The 16,243-nt window shown below is 68.4% G+C and carries 17 protein-coding genes and 1 pseudogene; 6 read left to right on the top strand and 12 right to left on the bottom strand.

Translation table 11 applies throughout. From position 1 onward, the window contains the following. Nucleotides 1-263 precede the first annotated feature (263 nt). From OG842_RS44350 to istA, 8 genes are all read right to left on the bottom strand, one after another. On the bottom strand, nucleotides 264-452 hold the full coding sequence (locus OG842_RS44350) for a hypothetical protein (protein ID WP_266738329.1): 189 nt from the start codon (nucleotides 450-452) through the stop codon (nucleotides 264-266). Continuing rightward, nucleotides 449-1,456 carry a tyrosine-type recombinase/integrase gene (locus tag OG842_RS44345; protein ID WP_266738330.1) on the bottom strand — a complete coding sequence of 336 codons (1,008 nt, stop codon included), beginning with the start codon at nucleotides 1,454-1,456 and terminating at the stop codon, nucleotides 449-451. Before OG842_RS44345 ends, OG842_RS44350 begins: the two co-directional genes overlap by 4 nt. A 17-nt stretch (nucleotides 1,457-1,473) precedes the next feature. Further along, nucleotides 1,474-1,707, bottom strand: a complete 234-nt coding sequence (locus OG842_RS44340) for a hypothetical protein (protein WP_266738331.1) — start codon at nucleotides 1,705-1,707, stop codon at nucleotides 1,474-1,476. Nucleotides 1,708-2,240: 533 nt separating this feature from the next. Beyond that, entirely contained in the window at nucleotides 2,241-2,432 is a 192-nt protein-coding gene (locus OG842_RS44335; RefSeq protein ID WP_266738332.1) for a hypothetical protein, read from the bottom strand. Continuing rightward, nucleotides 2,429-2,689 (bottom strand): hypothetical protein, encoded by a 261-nt coding sequence (locus tag OG842_RS44330; protein WP_266738333.1) that lies wholly within the window; start codon nucleotides 2,687-2,689, stop codon nucleotides 2,429-2,431. The genes OG842_RS44335 and OG842_RS44330 overlap by 4 nt, the downstream gene beginning before the upstream one ends. Beyond that, nucleotides 2,686-2,874, bottom strand: a complete 189-nt coding sequence (locus tag OG842_RS44325; protein WP_266738334.1) for a helix-turn-helix domain-containing protein — start codon at nucleotides 2,872-2,874, stop codon at nucleotides 2,686-2,688. Before OG842_RS44325 ends, OG842_RS44330 begins: the two co-directional genes overlap by 4 nt. A 504-nt stretch (nucleotides 2,875-3,378) precedes the next feature. Further along, nucleotides 3,379-4,167 (bottom strand): IS21-like element helper ATPase IstB, encoded by a 789-nt coding sequence (gene istB, locus OG842_RS44320; protein ID WP_266738335.1) that lies wholly within the window; start codon nucleotides 4,165-4,167, stop codon nucleotides 3,379-3,381. Between the two features lie 4 nt (nucleotides 4,168-4,171). Next, nucleotides 4,172-5,407: an IS21 family transposase gene (gene istA, locus OG842_RS44315; RefSeq protein ID WP_266738486.1), complete on the bottom strand. Its 1,236-nt coding sequence runs from the start codon at nucleotides 5,405-5,407 to the stop codon at nucleotides 4,172-4,174. Between the two features lie 342 nt (nucleotides 5,408-5,749). Here istA and OG842_RS44310 point away from each other — a divergent pair, with 342 nt between their 5' ends. Next, nucleotides 5,750-5,944, top strand: a complete 195-nt coding sequence (locus OG842_RS44310; RefSeq protein WP_266738336.1) for a hypothetical protein — start codon at nucleotides 5,750-5,752, stop codon at nucleotides 5,942-5,944. 48 nt (nucleotides 5,945-5,992) lie between these two features. Here the strand turns inward: OG842_RS44310 and OG842_RS44305 are convergent, their stop codons facing one another. Then, complete coding sequence (locus OG842_RS44305; protein WP_266738337.1) at nucleotides 5,993-7,114, bottom strand: class I SAM-dependent methyltransferase; 1,122 nt, start codon at nucleotides 7,112-7,114, stop codon at nucleotides 5,993-5,995. Nucleotides 7,115-7,235: 121 nt separating this feature from the next. Here OG842_RS44305 and OG842_RS44295 point away from each other — a divergent pair. Then, nucleotides 7,236-7,456, top strand: a pseudogene (locus tag OG842_RS44295) (transposase); the annotation flags it as partial. A gap of 391 nt (nucleotides 7,457-7,847) precedes the next feature. Here the strand turns inward: OG842_RS44295 and OG842_RS44290 are convergent. The 3 genes from OG842_RS44290 to OG842_RS44280 form a co-directional block, all read right to left on the bottom strand. Beyond that, on the bottom strand, nucleotides 7,848-8,504 hold the full coding sequence (locus OG842_RS44290; RefSeq protein WP_266738338.1) for an HAD family hydrolase: 657 nt from the start codon (nucleotides 8,502-8,504) through the stop codon (nucleotides 7,848-7,850). Next, nucleotides 8,501-8,809 (bottom strand): hypothetical protein, encoded by a 309-nt coding sequence (locus tag OG842_RS44285; protein ID WP_266738339.1) that lies wholly within the window; start codon nucleotides 8,807-8,809, stop codon nucleotides 8,501-8,503. Before OG842_RS44285 ends, OG842_RS44290 begins: the two co-directional genes overlap by 4 nt. Nucleotides 8,810-8,963: 154 nt before the next feature. After that, complete coding sequence (locus OG842_RS44280; RefSeq protein WP_266738340.1) at nucleotides 8,964-9,725, bottom strand: DeoR/GlpR family DNA-binding transcription regulator; 762 nt, start codon at nucleotides 9,723-9,725, stop codon at nucleotides 8,964-8,966. A 409-nt stretch (nucleotides 9,726-10,134) separates the two neighbouring features. Here OG842_RS44280 and OG842_RS44275 point away from each other — a divergent pair, with 409 nt between their 5' ends. The 4 genes from OG842_RS44275 to OG842_RS44260 are packed head-to-tail and all read left to right on the top strand — an operon-like array spanning nucleotide 10,135 to nucleotide 15,792. Continuing rightward, nucleotides 10,135-11,667 carry an APC family permease gene (locus OG842_RS44275; RefSeq protein WP_072489731.1) on the top strand — a complete coding sequence of 511 codons (1,533 nt, stop codon included), beginning with the start codon at nucleotides 10,135-10,137 and terminating at the stop codon, nucleotides 11,665-11,667. After that, nucleotides 11,664-13,097, top strand: coding sequence for an FGGY family carbohydrate kinase (locus OG842_RS44270; protein ID WP_266738341.1), 1,434 nt, complete (start codon nucleotides 11,664-11,666; stop codon nucleotides 13,095-13,097). Before OG842_RS44275 ends, OG842_RS44270 begins: the two co-directional genes overlap by 4 nt. Beyond that, a complete protein-coding gene (locus OG842_RS44265; RefSeq protein WP_266738342.1) occupies nucleotides 13,094-14,530 on the top strand; it encodes an NAD(P)/FAD-dependent oxidoreductase in 1,437 nt (478 codons plus the stop codon). The genes OG842_RS44270 and OG842_RS44265 overlap by 4 nt, the downstream gene beginning before the upstream one ends. Beyond that, complete coding sequence (locus OG842_RS44260) at nucleotides 14,527-15,792, top strand: NAD(P)/FAD-dependent oxidoreductase (RefSeq protein ID WP_266738343.1); 1,266 nt, start codon at nucleotides 14,527-14,529, stop codon at nucleotides 15,790-15,792. Before OG842_RS44265 ends, OG842_RS44260 begins: the two co-directional genes overlap by 4 nt. The last annotated feature ends 451 nt before the right edge of the window (nucleotides 15,793-16,243 follow it).

Below are 16,243 nucleotides of genomic sequence, written 5' to 3'. Positions count from 1 at the left end.
GCCGCACCCCCTGAGAACCGTCGCACAAGGCCCAACGAAGGGGCGCTGTACGACGTCACACCATGCTCACCGCACCCCCAGAGAACCGTAAACGATCTCGCGGCACCCGCTGCACATCTCGAATCCGTCATCATCCGCACCTGGGTACAGCATCTGCCCACACCCGTTGGAGCAGGCCACGAGCTTGTCGACTGCCAGACCGCAGGTGAAGCATGCCGCAACTGCCCGTCCGCCGCGAGCTCCCAGAACGGGCGCAGCGCAGCTCACGTGAACAACTGGGCCGCGGTCCGGGACGCCCGGCCCGGCATCTCGTCCCGGCCCACCGCCCGGTCGAACATCCCGACCACCATGCGCAGCTGCCGCAGCCGGCCCTCCGACACCGAGCCTGCCATCCCGTAGACCACCGCAGCCAACTGCCGGACGGACGGGGCGCTGTACTGCTTCCCGTTCACAGCAGCCCGATCAAGGCGTTGTCGTTCTCGTCCCACTGGTCAACGATTCGCATGTATCCGTCCAGCACCTTGGATCCGTCCTTGTGGCCGGTGATCGCCGCGATGGCCTTGCGGTCCTTGCCAGCACGCCGCGCCTCTGTGGCCATCCCGGAGCGGACCGAGTGCCCGGTGAGCAGGTCCTCGAATCCGGCACGGAGCCCGGCAGCGGTGATGAGGTCGCCGGCGCGCTGCGGGGTGATTCCCTGAGATTGGACGCTGCCGGTGTGGTGGATTCGGCGAAACGCGTGGAGGTTCGGTTCGGTGATCTGTGCCTCCTGCTGCCACGCCTTCCACGCGCGGACCGGGCAGACGTCAGGATTCGTAGCGAACGGGACCGGCACGGTGCGCGGGTGGGTCTTGGACACGCGGACGTCGATGAGGAGCCCGTTGTCGTCGTCCCGGATGTTCCGCAGCCGCAGGCCGGCGAGTTCGGCGCGGCGTGCGGCGATGGCGAACCCTAGGAGCAGCATGGCCCGGTTGCGGAGCCCGAAGACGTCCGTGTCGCACAGGGAGACGATGCGCTGGAGGTCAACGATCCGCATCGCGGGCGCCTTCCCTCGGCCGCGGGTGGGTTCCTCGTTCGACTCGGACTCGCGCCGGTAGTCCTTGAGGAGCTTGCGGGCGGCCTTCGTCGCTTCGGGGTCGACGATGACCCGGTACGGCTCCAGGCGCAGCGTCACCGCAACTCCGGCGAGCTTTCGGTCGATGGTGCTGTACGCCCGCTTCTCTCGGTGCCATAGGTAGTCGACGAACGCGCACAGCGTGCCGGACGTGGCGGCGGTGGTCGAGACCTGGAACTGTTGGCAGAACGCTTCCCACGTCTTCCAGTCGGCCTTGTAGGCGTTGCGGGTGTTCTCGGGCCGCTGGTCCTGGGCGTGGTTCGCGGCCTTTGCGTCGAGCTCGGCAAGCCTTGCGCGCAGGGCGTCGTCGAACTCGTGAGGCAGCAGAGGCCCTGACTGCTGCACGGTTCCGGGGGTGGTCGTCAGTTTGCTTGCCACAGTCCGTGCCCGATCTTGCGTGCGACTCCTCGGCTCGCGGCACCGTTGAGAGCCGCGCTGGTGTGCGTGTCCGACATGTTGAGGGCCTTCTTGATCTCCTTGTTGGTGACCAGCCGGTGGGCATGGTGAAGGAGGTACTCCGCCACCTCGCGGACGAAGGGGTTCTCCAAGCTCCGGATCTGAGCTTCGCGCGCCGCCTTCTTCAGGTCGAATCGCATCTGCTCGTCCTCGACCCGGTGGCCGCGATGGAGGAGAAGGACTGGCTGACGGCCGCGAGGGCCGACGCCTCCGCGAAGCGGTCCTCCCTCAGCGCCGTGCACGCTGCCTCGCTGAGCTGTTCGGCCCGCTGGATGATCCCGCCGCGCAACGCGATGTGGCGCCCAGACGGCAGAAGCGGAGCCGCCCTCCAATTCTTCGTCAGGAACGATCCTAAGGTCAGACCCCGCGTGAGGTACTCGGGCGCCGAGGCGCTCAGAGCCTGTCCAGGCTGATGTAAATAGTCCGGTATAGGAAGAGATGGACGCCCCATCGCCACCCAGCCCTGGCTGCTCTACCGTGCGACCCATGCAATGGATATCGCTCATAAGCGCCATCGTCGGAGCCGTCATCGCCACTGCAGCAACAGCGTTCCTCGACCGCCACCGCTGGCGCAGAGAACAAGCGCAGCGCGTCGCCGGGACCCGCCGCGTCCGAGCGGCGCGACGTGGCTGCGTGCGGGCGTGAGAAAGCCCCTTCGGCCATCGAGGGGCCGTCAGCCCTGCTCTTCGTGGGCCGAGGCATACTCCTCGGCGAGGCGCGGCATGTCGTCGGGATCGATGTAGACGCGGCGCCGGATGGTCAGATACGGGAAGTCCGTGCCGGGGTGTCGGAGGGCGCGGAGTAGCACCTTTGGGGTCACACCCAGATGGACGGCGCCTTGTTCGAGGGTGACGAAGTAGCTCATCGGCCAGCCTCGCGATCGCGCTCCGGGGCGTACCAGCGATCCCAGGCTTTCGACCACTCGGCCCAGTTGTCGTAGATGAACTGTTGGTCGACCGCCAGCTTCGGACTCGCGGTGTCGTCGTAGTCCCGTGCGCCTGCCAGTTCGCCCGTCTCCTTCAAGTGGAAGAGGAAGGTACGGAGCAGGGTGTTGGGCTGGCTGAGCCATCGAGCGGCCTGTGTCGTGCTTGCCCAGACTCCATCGTTGTCGCGTCGGCTCACTTGCGACGCTCCTCGGCGAGGCGCTCGACGTCACGCGCTCGGTACAGCACAGACGCCCCGAGCTTGACGCTTTCGATCGGTTCGACGCCGTCGGCTCGCCAGTTGCGGACGCTGCCGGGGTGGAGCCCGAGACGACGCGCTGTCTCTCGGACGGTCATGTAGTTGGTGCCCTCGATCTGGAACACGAAGGGTCTCCTTCCTGCCTCGGGAGAGGCTGTTGTTACTCGTCATCACGGGTGAGGCCGAAGAAAAGAGGCCCCGAGCCGCCTACGGGAGTAGGCGGCTCGGGGCCGTTCCGCCCCCACGCGCGAGGGGCGGACGAGTGTGCGTGCGTCACCCCCGCCTCACCGGCCAGTGAGCGGAACCGGTGAGGCAGAGGCGACGTGTGGGGAGCGCGGGCAGACAGGGAGCCCGGCTCGACCCAGGGGAGGCGCGCAGGAGAGACGCACCCGTGAGGTTCGAGGGGAGGACCTTGCTGTGTAGGTCAGGCGAGCGGAGAGCTACCCCCACACTTACTGGTAGGAGTTGGTCAAGGCTCTGTTGCGGTGTCCGAGGCGTAATGCTGGTCACTCGATGGGTAAGGAGCGAGCGCCCCTACTTACAAGGATCGGATGAGCGGACCGCTTGTCGGCGGTCTTCGAACCTGGACCCCTTTGGGGTCGGTGATTTTTGACCCCGTGTGCAGTTGTTCAGCCGGTTGCCGCGTTCGGGGTGCGGCCGATGTCGCGGTCTTTCAGCCGGTAGGAGTCTCCTTTCAAGGAGAGCACATCGGCGTGGTGGACGAGACGGTCGATCATGGCGGCGGCGACGGTGTCGTCGCCGAAGACCTCTCCCCAGCGTCCGAAGGGCTTGTTGCTGGTCACGATTACGGACGCGCGTTCGTAGCGGCCGGAGATCAGCTGGAAGAACAGGTTCGCTGCTTCCGGTTCGAACGGGATGTAGCCGACCTCATCGATCACCAGAACGGGGACGCGCGCGAGGCGCAAGAGCTCGTCCTGGAGTTTTCCGGTGGTATGGGCGGCAGCCAGGCGGTCGACCCACTGAGAGGCGGTGGCGAACGCGACGCGGTGACCGGCCTGGCAGGCGCGGATGCCCAGCGCGATGGCCAGGTGAGTCTTGCCGGTGCCGGGCGGGCCGAGGAAGACCACGTTCTCCTTGCCCGTGATGAAGTCCAGGGTGCCCAGATGGGCCACCGCCTCCCGTTTCAGCCCGCGCAGGTGATGGAAGTCGAAGTCCTCCAGGGTCTTGCGGGCGGGGAAACGGGCCGCGCGGATGCGGCCTTCTCCGCCGTGGGCCTCTCGGGCGGCGACCTCGCGCTGCAGGCAGGCGGCCAGGTACTCCTGATGCGTCCAGGACTCGGCGGTGGCGCGTTCGGCGAGCCGGTCGGCAGCGTCCAGCAGGGCCGGTGCCTTCAACGCACGGCTGAGGAAGGCCAGTTCGGCGGCGATGTCCCGGGACGTGGTGGGGCGGGTGGCCATGGCTTCACTCCTCTCCTCCTCCGCCCTCGATCAGATGGAAGACGCGGTCGTAGGCCGGCAGATCCGGCTGTGCGACCTCCACCGCCGCGGCGACGGCCCCGCTCTGGCGGTACTGGCGCCGCATCGCCGTGGCGGCATCGGCGTGGTCCGGGTCGGTCAGCGTCTGGTGGCGGGCCCAGCAGCGCGCATGCTCGGCGACCAGGCGGCCGTCCAGATGAGCCCGCACCGTTTCGGTGTCCGCCTCGATCCGCACGATCCGCCCGATCGCGGCCGGGTGGACGGAGTAGTCGCAGGTGTCCAGGCGGATGTAGTGGTCCCGGCCGATCCGCACCGAGGTCTGCCACCAGCGCGGCGGCGCGGTCGGCGGCAGTGGCAGCATCGCGGCCCGGTCGGCCTCCCACCGCTCGGCCGGACGCGCCTCCAGAGTGCGGTGCACCCGTCGGTTGGCGACCTCAAGCCACGCGGCCAGCTGCGTGTTGAAGTCGGCCGGGGAAGTGAACACCCTGCCGGGCAGGAACGACGTCTCCAGATAGCCGTTGGCCCGCTCGACCAGACCCTTGGCCTCCGGGTCGCGGGGCCGGCACAGGATCACCTTGCAGGCCAGCAGCCCGGCCAGCGCGGCGAACTCATGACCGAGCACGACCCGTCCCTCCCGGCGGCGTGCGATGGCCGCTTCGTTGTCCCAGACCAGTGCCCGGGGCACCGCGTTCCAGCCGGACAGCAGGTCCCAGTGGCCGCTCACCAGGTCGGCGGCCTGTCTCGACGGCAGCATCCTCGCGGTGATCACCCGGGAATATCCGGCCACCATCACCAGCACCGGCGGGCGCCCGGTCTGCCCGAAGCCCAGCGGGATGTCCACCGGCGGGAACCACAGATCGCACTGGGCCAGCTCGCCGGGCTGATACGCCGTCCGCGAGACCGGGTCCGCCGGAAGGTAGACCGGCCGCAGTTCCCGCACCCGCCGCTTCAGCACTGACAACGACCGTTCCCATCCGATCCGCTCGGCGATCACCGTGGCGGGCATCCGCGGGTACTCCGCCAGCAACTCGCGGATCGCCGGCTCCACCACGTCCACGATCGAGCCCTTCGGTGCCCGCCGGTACTTCGGCGGATCGTCGCTGGCCACGGCCCGCCGCACAGTGTTCCGGGCGATCCCCAGATGCCGCGCGATCCCCTTGATCGACATTCCCTCCGCACGGTGAAGCCGCCGGATCTCAGCCCAGTCCTCCACACCGATCACCTCTTCCACCTGACTCCCATGGAGCCAGACTGATCACTTGATCACGGAAGGGGTCACTTTTCATCGACCGATAGGGGGTCACGGTTCAAAGCACGCCGACACCGCTTGTCAGGGTCGCCTCGGCGTGACCCCGGTCACTCGATGAGCGACGAGCCTCTACCCACAAAGAGCCATCGAGCGGGCCGTAAGTCCGGACGAATCGGCTGTGACGTCGACCACTCGACGAGCGTCGGGAGCGAGGCGCCCTCACTTACTGATACGGAGCGAGCGCGCTGCCAGTCCGGACGTCCCGCCCGTGACGCTGGTCACCCGACTGTCAGACCCTCGGCCTACCGTCCCTGCATGGACATGGACAACCCGCAAGACGTAGGCGCAGCGTTCGGCGCCTTGCTCCTCGGCGGCACGTTGAGTGAGGAGCCGCCTCCGCCAGATTCGCCCCTCGGCCGCGTGCGTGCGTTCACCGCCCGGTACGGCGAGGACGCGCTGAAGCCTGAGCACATCAGGGCCGCACGGGAGGGGTGCCCCCTGCTCCCGTGAGGCACGGAGGGAGGGGGAACGAGCAATAGTCAAGACTTGTGGATTAAGTCAGCCTGGTTTCTTGAGGTGATGGAGTCGATGGTGTGCCGCATTGCGGACTCGGCGGGTCCGCCCGCGTTCTGCGAGTAGTCGCAGGACGTCGGGTGCGGTGACGATCTGTGTGGTCACGGCTGTGCGCTGGAGCCAGTCGGAGGCATCGGTGAGCTCCTCGGCGGCCCACGGCTCTCTCAGAGCGAGGGTCCTGAGCAAGCGCCATTCGTGGAGTCGGGTGGTGAGAAAGTCGTGCTGGTCGATCACCCTGGACATGGCCTGGGCCCATGCCGTGAATGCCGGGTCGGTGATCAGTTCGGTGGCCCGGCGGTCCAGGTGTCGGCTCACCGCGCTGACGGCCATGCTGGTGTCCTCATCGCGCAGAACAGCAGCCAGCAGATCGGCTTCGTCGGCCGCGGCGACGGACTGCAGGGCCTGGAGGTAGGTCTTGTGGTTCAGCGGGCGGCGGGCGGCATACAGCCGGTAGGAGACGGCGTTGTCCGGCTTCGGGGAGTTGATCGCGGTGACCGCCTCCATAGTGAGGCCGTGCTGGGCCAGGAGATCCTTCCACAGCCGGGGCGTGAGGACCCACATGTTCACGGGATGGTCTTCGGTGGTGCCGGGCAGCCGCAGGATCTCGGGCCGCGGGGCCACATCGGCTGACGGCCCGGTGCCGTTCGAGTTGGTGTACAGCGCGGAGAAGACCAGGCGTCCGCCCGGTTTGAGGCCGTTGGCCAGGGCGGGCAGAAGGCGGTCGGGGTCCAGGTACGGCATGGAGCCGACGGAGTAGATGAGGTCGTACGGGTTGGCGTCGCGCAAGTGGGCCACGGCGTCTGCGCACACCAGGCGCAGGCCGGGGGTGTGCGGGTAGCGGGCGAGGGCGCGCTGGTGCTGGGTGGGGGAGGCGTCCACGGCGGTGACGTCGGCACCCAGGGCGGCGAGGTGGGCGGCGTGTCGGCCGAGCCCGCTGCCGAGGTCAAGGACGCGAAGTCCTGTTACCTCGCCGAGTGGCGTGGTGCCGGGGCCGGTGCCCGGGATTCCCCAGTCCCACCGGTCCAGTTCCGGCAGCTGCAGTTTCCGGGCAATTTGGTGGGCGCCGTAGAGGTTCCAGGTCTCGGCGGTGTCCGACTCGGTGTTCATCAGGGTTCTCCATCGGGTAGCCGGGGCGGGTCAGGGGCGCAGGGCATAGCAGCGCAGGACGTCGAGGTCGGCGGTCAGCTCGGCGTCCCGGCGGCGCCCGGGCGCCGCGCCGTCGCCGACACTCGAACTCTGGATCACCCAGCCCGCGCAGCCGACCTGCCGCATATCCACGTCTTCACCTGGGGACTGGAGCGAGAGCGCGACGCCGTGATCGCCGCGCTCACGCTCCCGTACAGCAACGGCCCCACCGAGGGCGTCAACACCAAGACCAAGCGGATCGCACGCCAGATGCACGGACGAGCAGGCTTCACCCTGCTTCACCACCGCATCCTCCTCGGGTAGCGCCACCATCCGTTACCACCGAAAGGGAGACAGGGCCGTTAACTTTACAAACCCTTCCCTGAAGCCACTGGCCTGCACGCCGGCGGACATCGGCTCGACGCCCGGCACCGGGGCAGGAGAAAGGCGCCGTTCCGGGCCCCATGCGGCCATCGGCGATGACGTCGACTGCCGCTGTTCGGAAGGGCAGGACCGCCGCATTGACAGGCCCGGACTGCCGCGTGATCGGCTCCGGCGCGCAGGAGAGGCGCCATTCCGCAGCCGGCCGGGGCCGTCGCATCCAGCAACGCATCTCGGTTTCCTGGTGGGCCGGGCGGCGGTTGTATGGCCATCTCGCTGCTGGATGCGGCAGTGGTGGTCATGGAAAGGGAAACCTGGGACAGCTTGTGTCGCCTCAGCGCCAGCGCTCGTGGCGGATGTCTGCGGAAGCGTCGGTGAGCTTCGCGATCGAGCGGCGGGCGGCGTTGACAGTGACGGTCCGGCGGGCGATACAGGCGAGCGGGAGGTCGCTGGCCGAGTCGGTGTAAAGGAGTGCGTCCTCCGGGGCGAACCCCAGCGCCCGGACGGCATCGATCTTTGCTTCGCCCACGTTGTGGGCGATGAGTCGGGGCCCCCGTGGGGTGAAGTCGAGCCGGGAAGCGGCCAGAGGGATGCCGTGCAACCCGACGCCGTCCAGAAATGCACGAGCCAGGTTCTCCTCCGAGGCTGTCGCCACGACGGTCGGACCACGACCGCGGGCGCATTGGCACCTTGCCACAGCTTGTCTGACCGCTGTCCGGGCTGCCATGGCCCGGCCCGTCTCGGCTGCCAGTTCCTCGTACTGGCTGCGGGTCATTCCGCGCAGCGTCAAGGCCACGATCGCCCGGTTCATCGCGGGCTTCAGCGCGCCATCGGGCGGTGCTGCCGAGGCGAGCAAGAACGGTGGGATTGCCGCGGCGAACCGGAGGGGACGGGCTGCCAGACGAGCTCTGACCAGTGAGGACATCGTGTCCTCACTGGTCAGGACGCCGTCGAGGTCGAAGATCGAAGTGATTTCGTTGGCTGGGTTCACTGTGGGAAGGCGTCGGCTTTCATCTGGACGAGAAGGTCTACGGCAGCGAGCGCGCTTACCTCGGCGACCATCGTGACAGCGGAGCTCTCGCCGTGGACAGCGCCCACCGAGGCGAGGCCGACGTCGGTACGGCCGAAGATCTCGGGCGCCTGCGCTGCTGCGTCGGCGCCTTTGGCTGCGGAAGGCCGGTTGCGGCGCGTCGGTTTCGGTCCTGCCATGATGCGCTGCCACTCCGATTGCCCGGGCGTGTGGAAAGTTGACCGTTTTTGTCTGCGATTGTGGATGCGGTGGCCGGTGGGAGTCAAGGGGAGGTCCAGGCGGGGGTGCCGATGGATCGTCTGTACGACTGTGGTGCAACGGCCGGATTCCGCGCGACGCTCTTCAGAGGGGCAGAACCCCTGCCGCGCCGGAGGCGAGGGGGACTGTCGGCGCCGAAGGGAGCGGTTGGCTGTATCGCCTTCAGGCCACGACGATGTTGTTGCCCGCCGCGGCGAGGGCGTCGCTCAGGCCGTCCGGGCAAGGACTGTCGGTGATGAGGGTGTCGAAGCCGTCGAGTTCGCAGACGCGGTGGGCGGCCGTGCGTCCGAACTTGCTGGAATCGGCGAGCACGTAGCGGTGGGACGCGTTGGCGAGCATGGTGCGCTTCGTCGCGACTTCGTCGAGGTGGAAATCGGTCAGTCCGTAGGAGGCGATGCCTCCGGAGCCCAGGAAGACCGCGTCCGCGCGCAGATTGTCGAAGAACTCGACGGCCTGGGCATTGGAGCAGGCCAGGTCGCCACCGCGCAGCCGCCCGCCGCTTACCAGGACCACGACCTGTGGGCGGGAGCTGACTTCGGCGGCCACGAGCAGGGAAGGGGTGGCGATGACGCCGGCGTGATCGGCGGGCAGAGCACGGGCCACCTCCAGGGCCGTGGTACCGACATCGATGACGACCGTCTGGTTGGGTTCGATCAGGGCTGCTGCGGCTCGGCCGATGGCCTGCTTCGCGGCGAGGAAAGCGCCTCTGCGCTCGTTGAAGGAGGCCTCCTCCCCGACAGGTGACCGGACGGCGGTGGCCCCTCCGTGGACACGCGCCAGCTCGCCGCGGCGCTCGAGGAGGGCGAGGTCTCTGCGGATCGTCTCGTGGGAGACGCTCAGCAGGCTGGTCAGGTCGTCCGTCGTGATGAACTCGAGCCGAGCGATCTCGGCGACGATCCTGCGGTGACGCTCGGCTGCTAGCACATCCAGCCCTCTCTGATTGACTGTTTCTGTGGAACCCTGACTGCATTCTAGGGCTCATGTGACGTGCGGAGCACATCGCCGACGGCCTCAAAAACTTATTCTTCTCCGCAGCTCAAGGCATCTTCTGCTAGGCGATCAGCGATCGTTCATCAGGTCGGGAGCGCTAACCCTTGACGGAAAACGGGCAGGGGTCCACACTCTCAGCAGTCAATAGTCCACATAAGCGGTCACGAGTGGGCTGTCGACCGGCGTCGAGGTGGCGCGGACCGCGGGTCCTCGCGGCCATCCCCACGAACAGGCTCCAGCGCATTCCTGCGAGGAGGGCCTTGATGCCGACCGCATTCGGTTCTTCGATCACCCACTGGCTTCCGCAGCGACGGCGGGGCACTCTGAAGCAGGGAACGAGGTCATGGCCAAATCAGAAGCAGGTGCTCAGGCGCCAAGAACGGCTGAGGGACAGCAGGGCGGGGCGAACCAGGTGATGGCGCGGGAGCTGGGCTGGTACGCCTCGTTCTCCGTGGCGTTCGGGTTCGTGTCGATCGCGACAGGGATCTTCACGGCCTACGGCTCGGTGCTCGCCACCTCGGGCCCGCGCGGCATCTGGGCCTGGCCGATCTCCGTGATCGGCCAGCTCTGCGTCGCCCTCGTCTTCGGAGCGCTGGCGGCGCGCATCCCGATCAGCGGCTACTCCTACCAGTGGGTGTCGCGCATCGTCGGGCCCGTGTGGGGCTGGATCATGGGCTGGATCTCGTTCGCCTTCCTCGGGGTCGTCGTGGTCGCAGTGGACTACACGATCGCCTCCACGATTCTCCCCGAGCTGTTCCAGTACGTCGGCACGACACAGAACGCCTGGGTCATCACGGCCGGCGTGGTGTTGCTGCAGGCCCTGCTGGTCGCCGCGTCCACGCGTATCACGCACAAGGTCAACAGCGCGGCAGTGACAGCGCAGCTCATCGGCATGATCACGCTGACGGCGCTCCTGTTCGCGGTGGGCTACTTCACCGGCAAGCTCGACTTCGCCCACCTGTTCGACACCGCGACGATCCCGGAGAGTGGCTACTACGGTCTGGGCGGCGGAACCCACGCCGGCCCCTTCGCCCTGGCGTTCCTGCTCGGCGCCTTCACCATCGTCGGATTCGAGTCCGCGGCAAACCTGGCGGAGGAGACCAAGAACCCCGCCCGCGTCATCCCCAAGGCGATGGTCCAGGCCGTCCTCTCCCTGGGCGTTCTCGGCTTTCTCTTCCTGGTCGCCGTGACCGCCGCCGTCGGCCGGGTCGACGGCGCCGCCGAGTCGGCCACCCCGGTGGCCACCGTGATCACCGCCGTGCTCGGGTCTGTGGTGGGGAAGAGCCTCCTGGTCCTCGTCGTGGTCTCGATCTTCTCCTGCGGGCTGGTGATCACCCTCAGCGGAACCCGCCTGGTCTACGCGATGTCCAGGGACGAGCGCTTCCCCGGATGGCGCCTGCTCAAGCGCATCCACCCGCGGACGGCGACGCCGCTGAACGCCACGGTGTTCATGATGCTCATCGCGCAGATCGTTCTCGCGGTCTTCTCCCGTTCCACCGACGCCCTGTTCCAGCTGTTCTCCGCCGCCACCCTGCTGCCCGCCGTCATCTACGCCGGCACGGTCGCGATGTACGCGGCCAAGCGCTCCTCCCTGCCGCCGTCGCGCGGCTTCTCCCTGGGGCGGTGGGAGGTCCCGGTCCTGCTTCTGGCCGGGGTCTGGCTGGTGTACGAACTGCTCATCTTCCGGGACGCTTCCTTCCGCGGCCCCTGGGCCTACGTCCTGGTGCTGTGCGGGATCGGCGCCGTCTACCTGGCGGCGCTCCTCGTCCGGCGCGGCCGCGCCGCCCTGACCATGCCTGACATGGCCGACGTCGACCGTGCCCTGGACAACGCCACCGCACCCTCCGCGGCCGACACGGAAGGGGCCCTGCGATGACCACGATCCTCGCCATCGACCAGGGCACCTCGGGCACCAAAGCCATCGTTGTCGACGCCGAGGACGGAACGGTCGCCATAGCCGAGGAGACCATCCGCCCCGCCTACCTGCCCGGAGGGGGTGTCGAGCAGAATCCGCACGAACTGCTCGATTCCGTCCTCACCGCCGGCCGCCGGGCCGTGAGCATGGCCGGCCGGCCCATTGACGGCGTGGCCCTGGCCAACCAGGGAGAGACCGTCCTGGCCTGGGACGAAGCCACGGGAACGCCGCTGTCCCCGGCGATCGTCTGGCAGGACAGCCGTGCGGAGAGCATTTGTGCCGAGCTGGCCGAGCACCGCGAGGCCATCGCGCAGCGCACCGGTCTCGTTCTCGACCCCTACTTCTCCGCGCCCAAGATGGCGTGGCTGCGCCGCAACCTCACCCGTGACGGGGTGGTGACCACCACCGACACCTGGCTCGTGCACCACCTGACAGGAGAGTTCGTCACCGACGCCTCCACCGCCAGCCGTTCTCTGATCTTCGACCTGGACGGTGCGGCGTGGGACGGGCGTCTCGCTGATCTGTTCTCCCTCGGCGACGAGCGGCTGCCCCGCATCGTCGGCAGCGACGAGGTGGTCGGCACCACGCGCGCCTTCGGACAGGAGATGCCCGTGGCCGGCCTGATCGTCGACCAGCAGGCCGCTCTGGTCGCCGAGGCATGCCTGGAGCAGGGCACGGCCAAGTGCACCTATGGCACGGGCGCGTTCCTGCTGGCAAACACAGGATCGGACCCCGTGCGCTCCAGCGCGGGCCTAACGACGTCGGTGGCCTGGCAGGCCGCGGGGCAGACCCTGTATTGCGTGGACGGCCAGGTCTACACCGTGGCATCGGCCGTGCGCTGGCTGCAGGACCTCGGTCTTCTTCAGTCCGCCACCGAAATCGACGTGCTGGTCGCGAAAGACAGCAACGGCGTCATGTGCGTCCCGGCATTCGCAGGACTCGCCGCTCCGTGGTGGGCTTCCGAGGCCACGGCCTCCCTCACCGGCATCACGCTGGCCACCCGCCGCGAGCACCTCATCCTGGCCGTGCTCCAGGGCATAGCCGCCCAGGTCACCGAGCTGACGGCCCTTGTCGGCCGAGACCTCGGCCGGCCCCTGAACCGGCTGCGCGTCGACGGCGGATTGACCAACTCCGCCGCCCTCATGCAGGCCCAGGCCGACATCGCCCAGCTCCCCGTCGACATCTACCCCAACGCGCACGCCACACCCCTCGGCGCTGCCGCGCTCGCCCGCTGCGCCCTCGACCCCGCCATCAGCCTCGAAGAGGCCGTCGGCGACTGGCAGCCGGCGACCGTCTACGAACCCCGCTGGTCCGAAGACCGGGCCCAGGAGTTCCGCACCACATGGGCACAGGCCGCCGAGGCGTGTGCCACCAAGGGAGACCACTCATGACCCCCACCCCCCACCGTCCCCACCCCGAGGTCTTCGACATCGTGGTGATCGGAGGAGGCATTGTCGGCTCGGCCATCGCACGCGAACTGTCCGGCTACGACGTCTCCGTGGCGCTGCTCGAAGCCCGCGACGACGTCGGAGACGGAACCAGCAAGGCAAACACCGCCATCCTGCACACAGGCTTCGACGCGAAACCGGGCACCTTGGAGTCCCGGCTCGTGGCTCGCGGCTACCACCTGCTGAGCGACTACGCCAAGGCCACCGGCATCCCCGTCGAGCACACCGGCGCCGTGCTGGTGGCCTGGAACCAGGAAGAGCTCGACGCCCTGCCTGGCCTGAAGGAAAAGGCCGAGGCCAACGGGTACGAGCACTGCCACATCGTGGACGCGGACGAGGTGTACCAGGTCCTGCCCGATCTGGGCGAAGGCGTGCTCGGAGGCCTGACGGTTCCCGACGAGTCCATCATCTGCACATGGACCACCAACCTCGCCCTGGCCACCGACGCCAGGCAACGCGGGACGACGATCTTGCTCGAACACGCCGTGACCGGCATCGACGTGCGCGACGACGCGACGACCTTGCACACCGCCCAGGGCGACGTGCGAGCCCGCTGGGTCGTCAACGCGGCAGGCCTCGGCGCCGACACGATCGACCGGCTCTTCGGCCATGACCGCTTCACGGTTACCCCCCGTCGCGGCGAGCTGTTCGTGTTCGACAAGCTGGCACGGCCCAAGGCCGACAAGATCGTCCTGCCGGTTCCCTCCTCCCGCGGCAAGGGAGTGCTCATCTCCCCGACGATCTACGGCAACGTCATGCTCGGCCCCACCGCCGAGGACCTCACCGACCGCACCGACACCTCCACGTCCGAGGACGGCTACGACTTCCTCCTCAGCAAGGGCGCGCGGCTCATGCCGAGCCTGCTCACCGAGGAGGTCACCGCCAGCTACGCCGGACTGCGCGCCGCGATCGACCGCGACGACTACCTCATCGAAGCCACCCCCGAGCAGAGGTACCTCCTCGTGGGCGGCATTCGCTCCACCGGACTGACAGCGGGCATCGCCATCGCCGAACACGTCGCCGGGCTCCTGTCGGAAGCCGGTGCCGGGCTCCGCAGCCGCAGCAACCTGCCCGCTCCGCCCCGGATGCCGAACATCGGCGAAGCCACTACACGCCCCTACCAGGACGCCGACCTGATTGCCGCGGACACCGCCTACGGCACCATCGTCTGCTTCTGCGAACGGGTCACCGAGGGTGAGATCCGCGACGCCTGCCACGCCCCGGTGCCCGCGCGCAGTCTGGAAGGGCTGCGCAGACGCACCCGGGCCATGAACGGCCGCTGCCAGGGCTTCTTCTGCGGCGCGGCCGTCGCGGCCCTGCGCACCCGGCACCAGACCAACGACGGCTGCTGCAGCCAGCACAAGGACAACCGATGACCCACCAGCTGCCCCTCATCGAGCCCGATGTCCTCATCATCGGAGGCGGCCCCGCAGGGCTCACCGCAGCCGCCGAAATCGCCGACCGCGGCGCCGGGCGGGTCCTGGTCGTCGACCGGGAGAAGCAGGCCGGCGGCATTCCCCGGCACAGCGACCACACCGGATACGGCCTGCGAGACCTACGCCGTGTGATGACCGGCCCCGCCTACGCCCGCCACTTGGCCGACCGGGCCGCACGGTCCGGAGCGGAGATCCGCACCAGCACCATGGTCACCGACTGGTCCGATCAGCACACCGTTGACGTCACCAGCCCCGAAGGCCGCTACCAGATTCGTGCCCGGGCCATCGTCCTGGCGACCGGCGCCCGCGAAAGGCCCCGCACCGCACGCCGCATCCCTGGAGATCGCCCCCACGGGGTCTATACCACCGGACAACTTCAAAACCTCGTCCACCTCCACCATCAGCCCGTCGGCAAGCGGGCCGTCATCGTCGGTGGCGAACTAGTCAGTTGGTCCGCGGCCATGACCCTCCGCGAAGCCGGCTGTACCCCCGCGCTCATGATCAGCAAGTACCCGAAGGTAGAGTCCTACGGCGCCTTCAACGCTGCCGGCCGCACCATCCTCCGCGTTCCGGTTGCCACCCGCAGCCGTGTCACCCAGGTCATGGGCAAGGGCCGCTGCGAGGCTGTCGAGATCGAGAATCTCGAGACAGGCAAGCGCCGAACCGTCGAATGCGACACCGTCGTCTTCAGCGGCGACTGGATCCCCGACCACGAACTCGTGCGCTCCGCGGGCATCACCCTCGACGAACACACCCTCGGCCCCCTCACAGACACCGCGCTGCGGACCAGCCGACCCGGAGTCTTCGCCGCCGGCAACATGCTCCATCCCGTTGACACCGCCGACGTGGCCGCCCTCGACGGTAGGCACGTCGCCCAGCAGGTCATCAACCACCTGGACGGAAGGCATGAGCCGGCCGAGGGGGTCCGTCTGATCGCCGACGCCCCGTTCCGCTGGATCGCACCGCAGATCCTCCGCCCCGGCGATCCGGCTCCGGCCCGCGACCGGCTCCTGCTCTGGACGGACGAGTTCGTCCGCTTCCCCAAGGTGACGGTCCGCCAGGACGGCCGTATCGTCGCCCGCCGGACCCTCGCCTGGCCTGCGGCCCCGGGCCGGGTCTTCCGTATCCCGTCCTCGGTCCTCGACGGGATTTCCTACACCGGGGGTCCCGTCCACATCACCACTTACAACTCGCGCGAATAGGCGCGGGTTGGGGCGAGGGGGCGGGGACGTGCCGCGATCTGGCAGCCGCTACTCGCCGTGATCGTACTCGGTGGTCGGGCGGGGGAGTGTCTAATCAAAGGCCCTGTCTCACTTTCGGTGGTAACGGAGAGTCGTGAGGGTCGTTGGCATTCGCGTGAAGGATGTCAACGAGCTCGTGAAGACGGTGTTTTCGGGGTTGTCCTCGTTGGCCATCGAGGATGTGGTCGACGAGGGCGAGCGGATCGTGGTGCGGGCACGAACTCCGCCCGACAATGCTGTTTCCCGAGGTGGCGCCCCTTGGGAAAGAGACCCTGCGGCTTCACCCACGTGTGGGTGAGCCGACGTGCCGGGACAGCTCGGTCGGAGGCCCGCTGCTGTGGCCGGCCGAGGTGGCCTGGCCGTTGTGCTCCGAGCGCGAGGGGTCGCCGATGGTGCCTGTCGTGCAGATCTA

The sequence above is a fragment of the Streptomyces sp. NBC_00376 genome (assembly GCF_036077095.1).
GTDB lineage: Bacteria > Actinomycetota > Actinomycetes > Streptomycetales > Streptomycetaceae > Streptomyces.
This window is presented reverse-complemented; position numbering and strand designations above follow the sequence as displayed.

Bases quoted from the DNA above. Each gene is read 5' to 3' on its own strand.
- OG842_RS44340 (WP_266738331.1), bottom strand. From the start codon at position 1,707: ATGCGATTCGACCTGAAGAAGGCGGCGCGCGAAGCTCAGATCCGGAGC.
- OG842_RS44335 (WP_266738332.1), bottom strand. From the start codon at position 2,432: ATGAGCTACTTCGTCACCCTCGAACAAGGCGCCGTCCATCTGGGTGTG.
- istB (WP_266738335.1), bottom strand. From the start codon at position 4,167: ATGGCCACCCGCCCCACCACGTCCCGGGACATCGCCGCCGAACTGGCC.
- OG842_RS44310 (WP_266738336.1), top strand. From the start codon at position 5,750: ATGGACATGGACAACCCGCAAGACGTAGGCGCAGCGTTCGGCGCCTTG.
- OG842_RS44305 (WP_266738337.1), bottom strand. From the start codon at position 7,114: ATGAACACCGAGTCGGACACCGCCGAGACCTGGAACCTCTACGGCGCC.
- OG842_RS44275 (WP_072489731.1), top strand. From the start codon at position 10,135: ATGGCCAAATCAGAAGCAGGTGCTCAGGCGCCAAGAACGGCTGAGGGA.
- OG842_RS44270 (WP_266738341.1), top strand. From the start codon at position 11,664: ATGACCACGATCCTCGCCATCGACCAGGGCACCTCGGGCACCAAAGCC.
- OG842_RS44265 (WP_266738342.1), top strand. From the start codon at position 13,094: ATGACCCCCACCCCCCACCGTCCCCACCCCGAGGTCTTCGACATCGTG.
- OG842_RS44260 (WP_266738343.1), top strand. From the start codon at position 14,527: ATGACCCACCAGCTGCCCCTCATCGAGCCCGATGTCCTCATCATCGGA.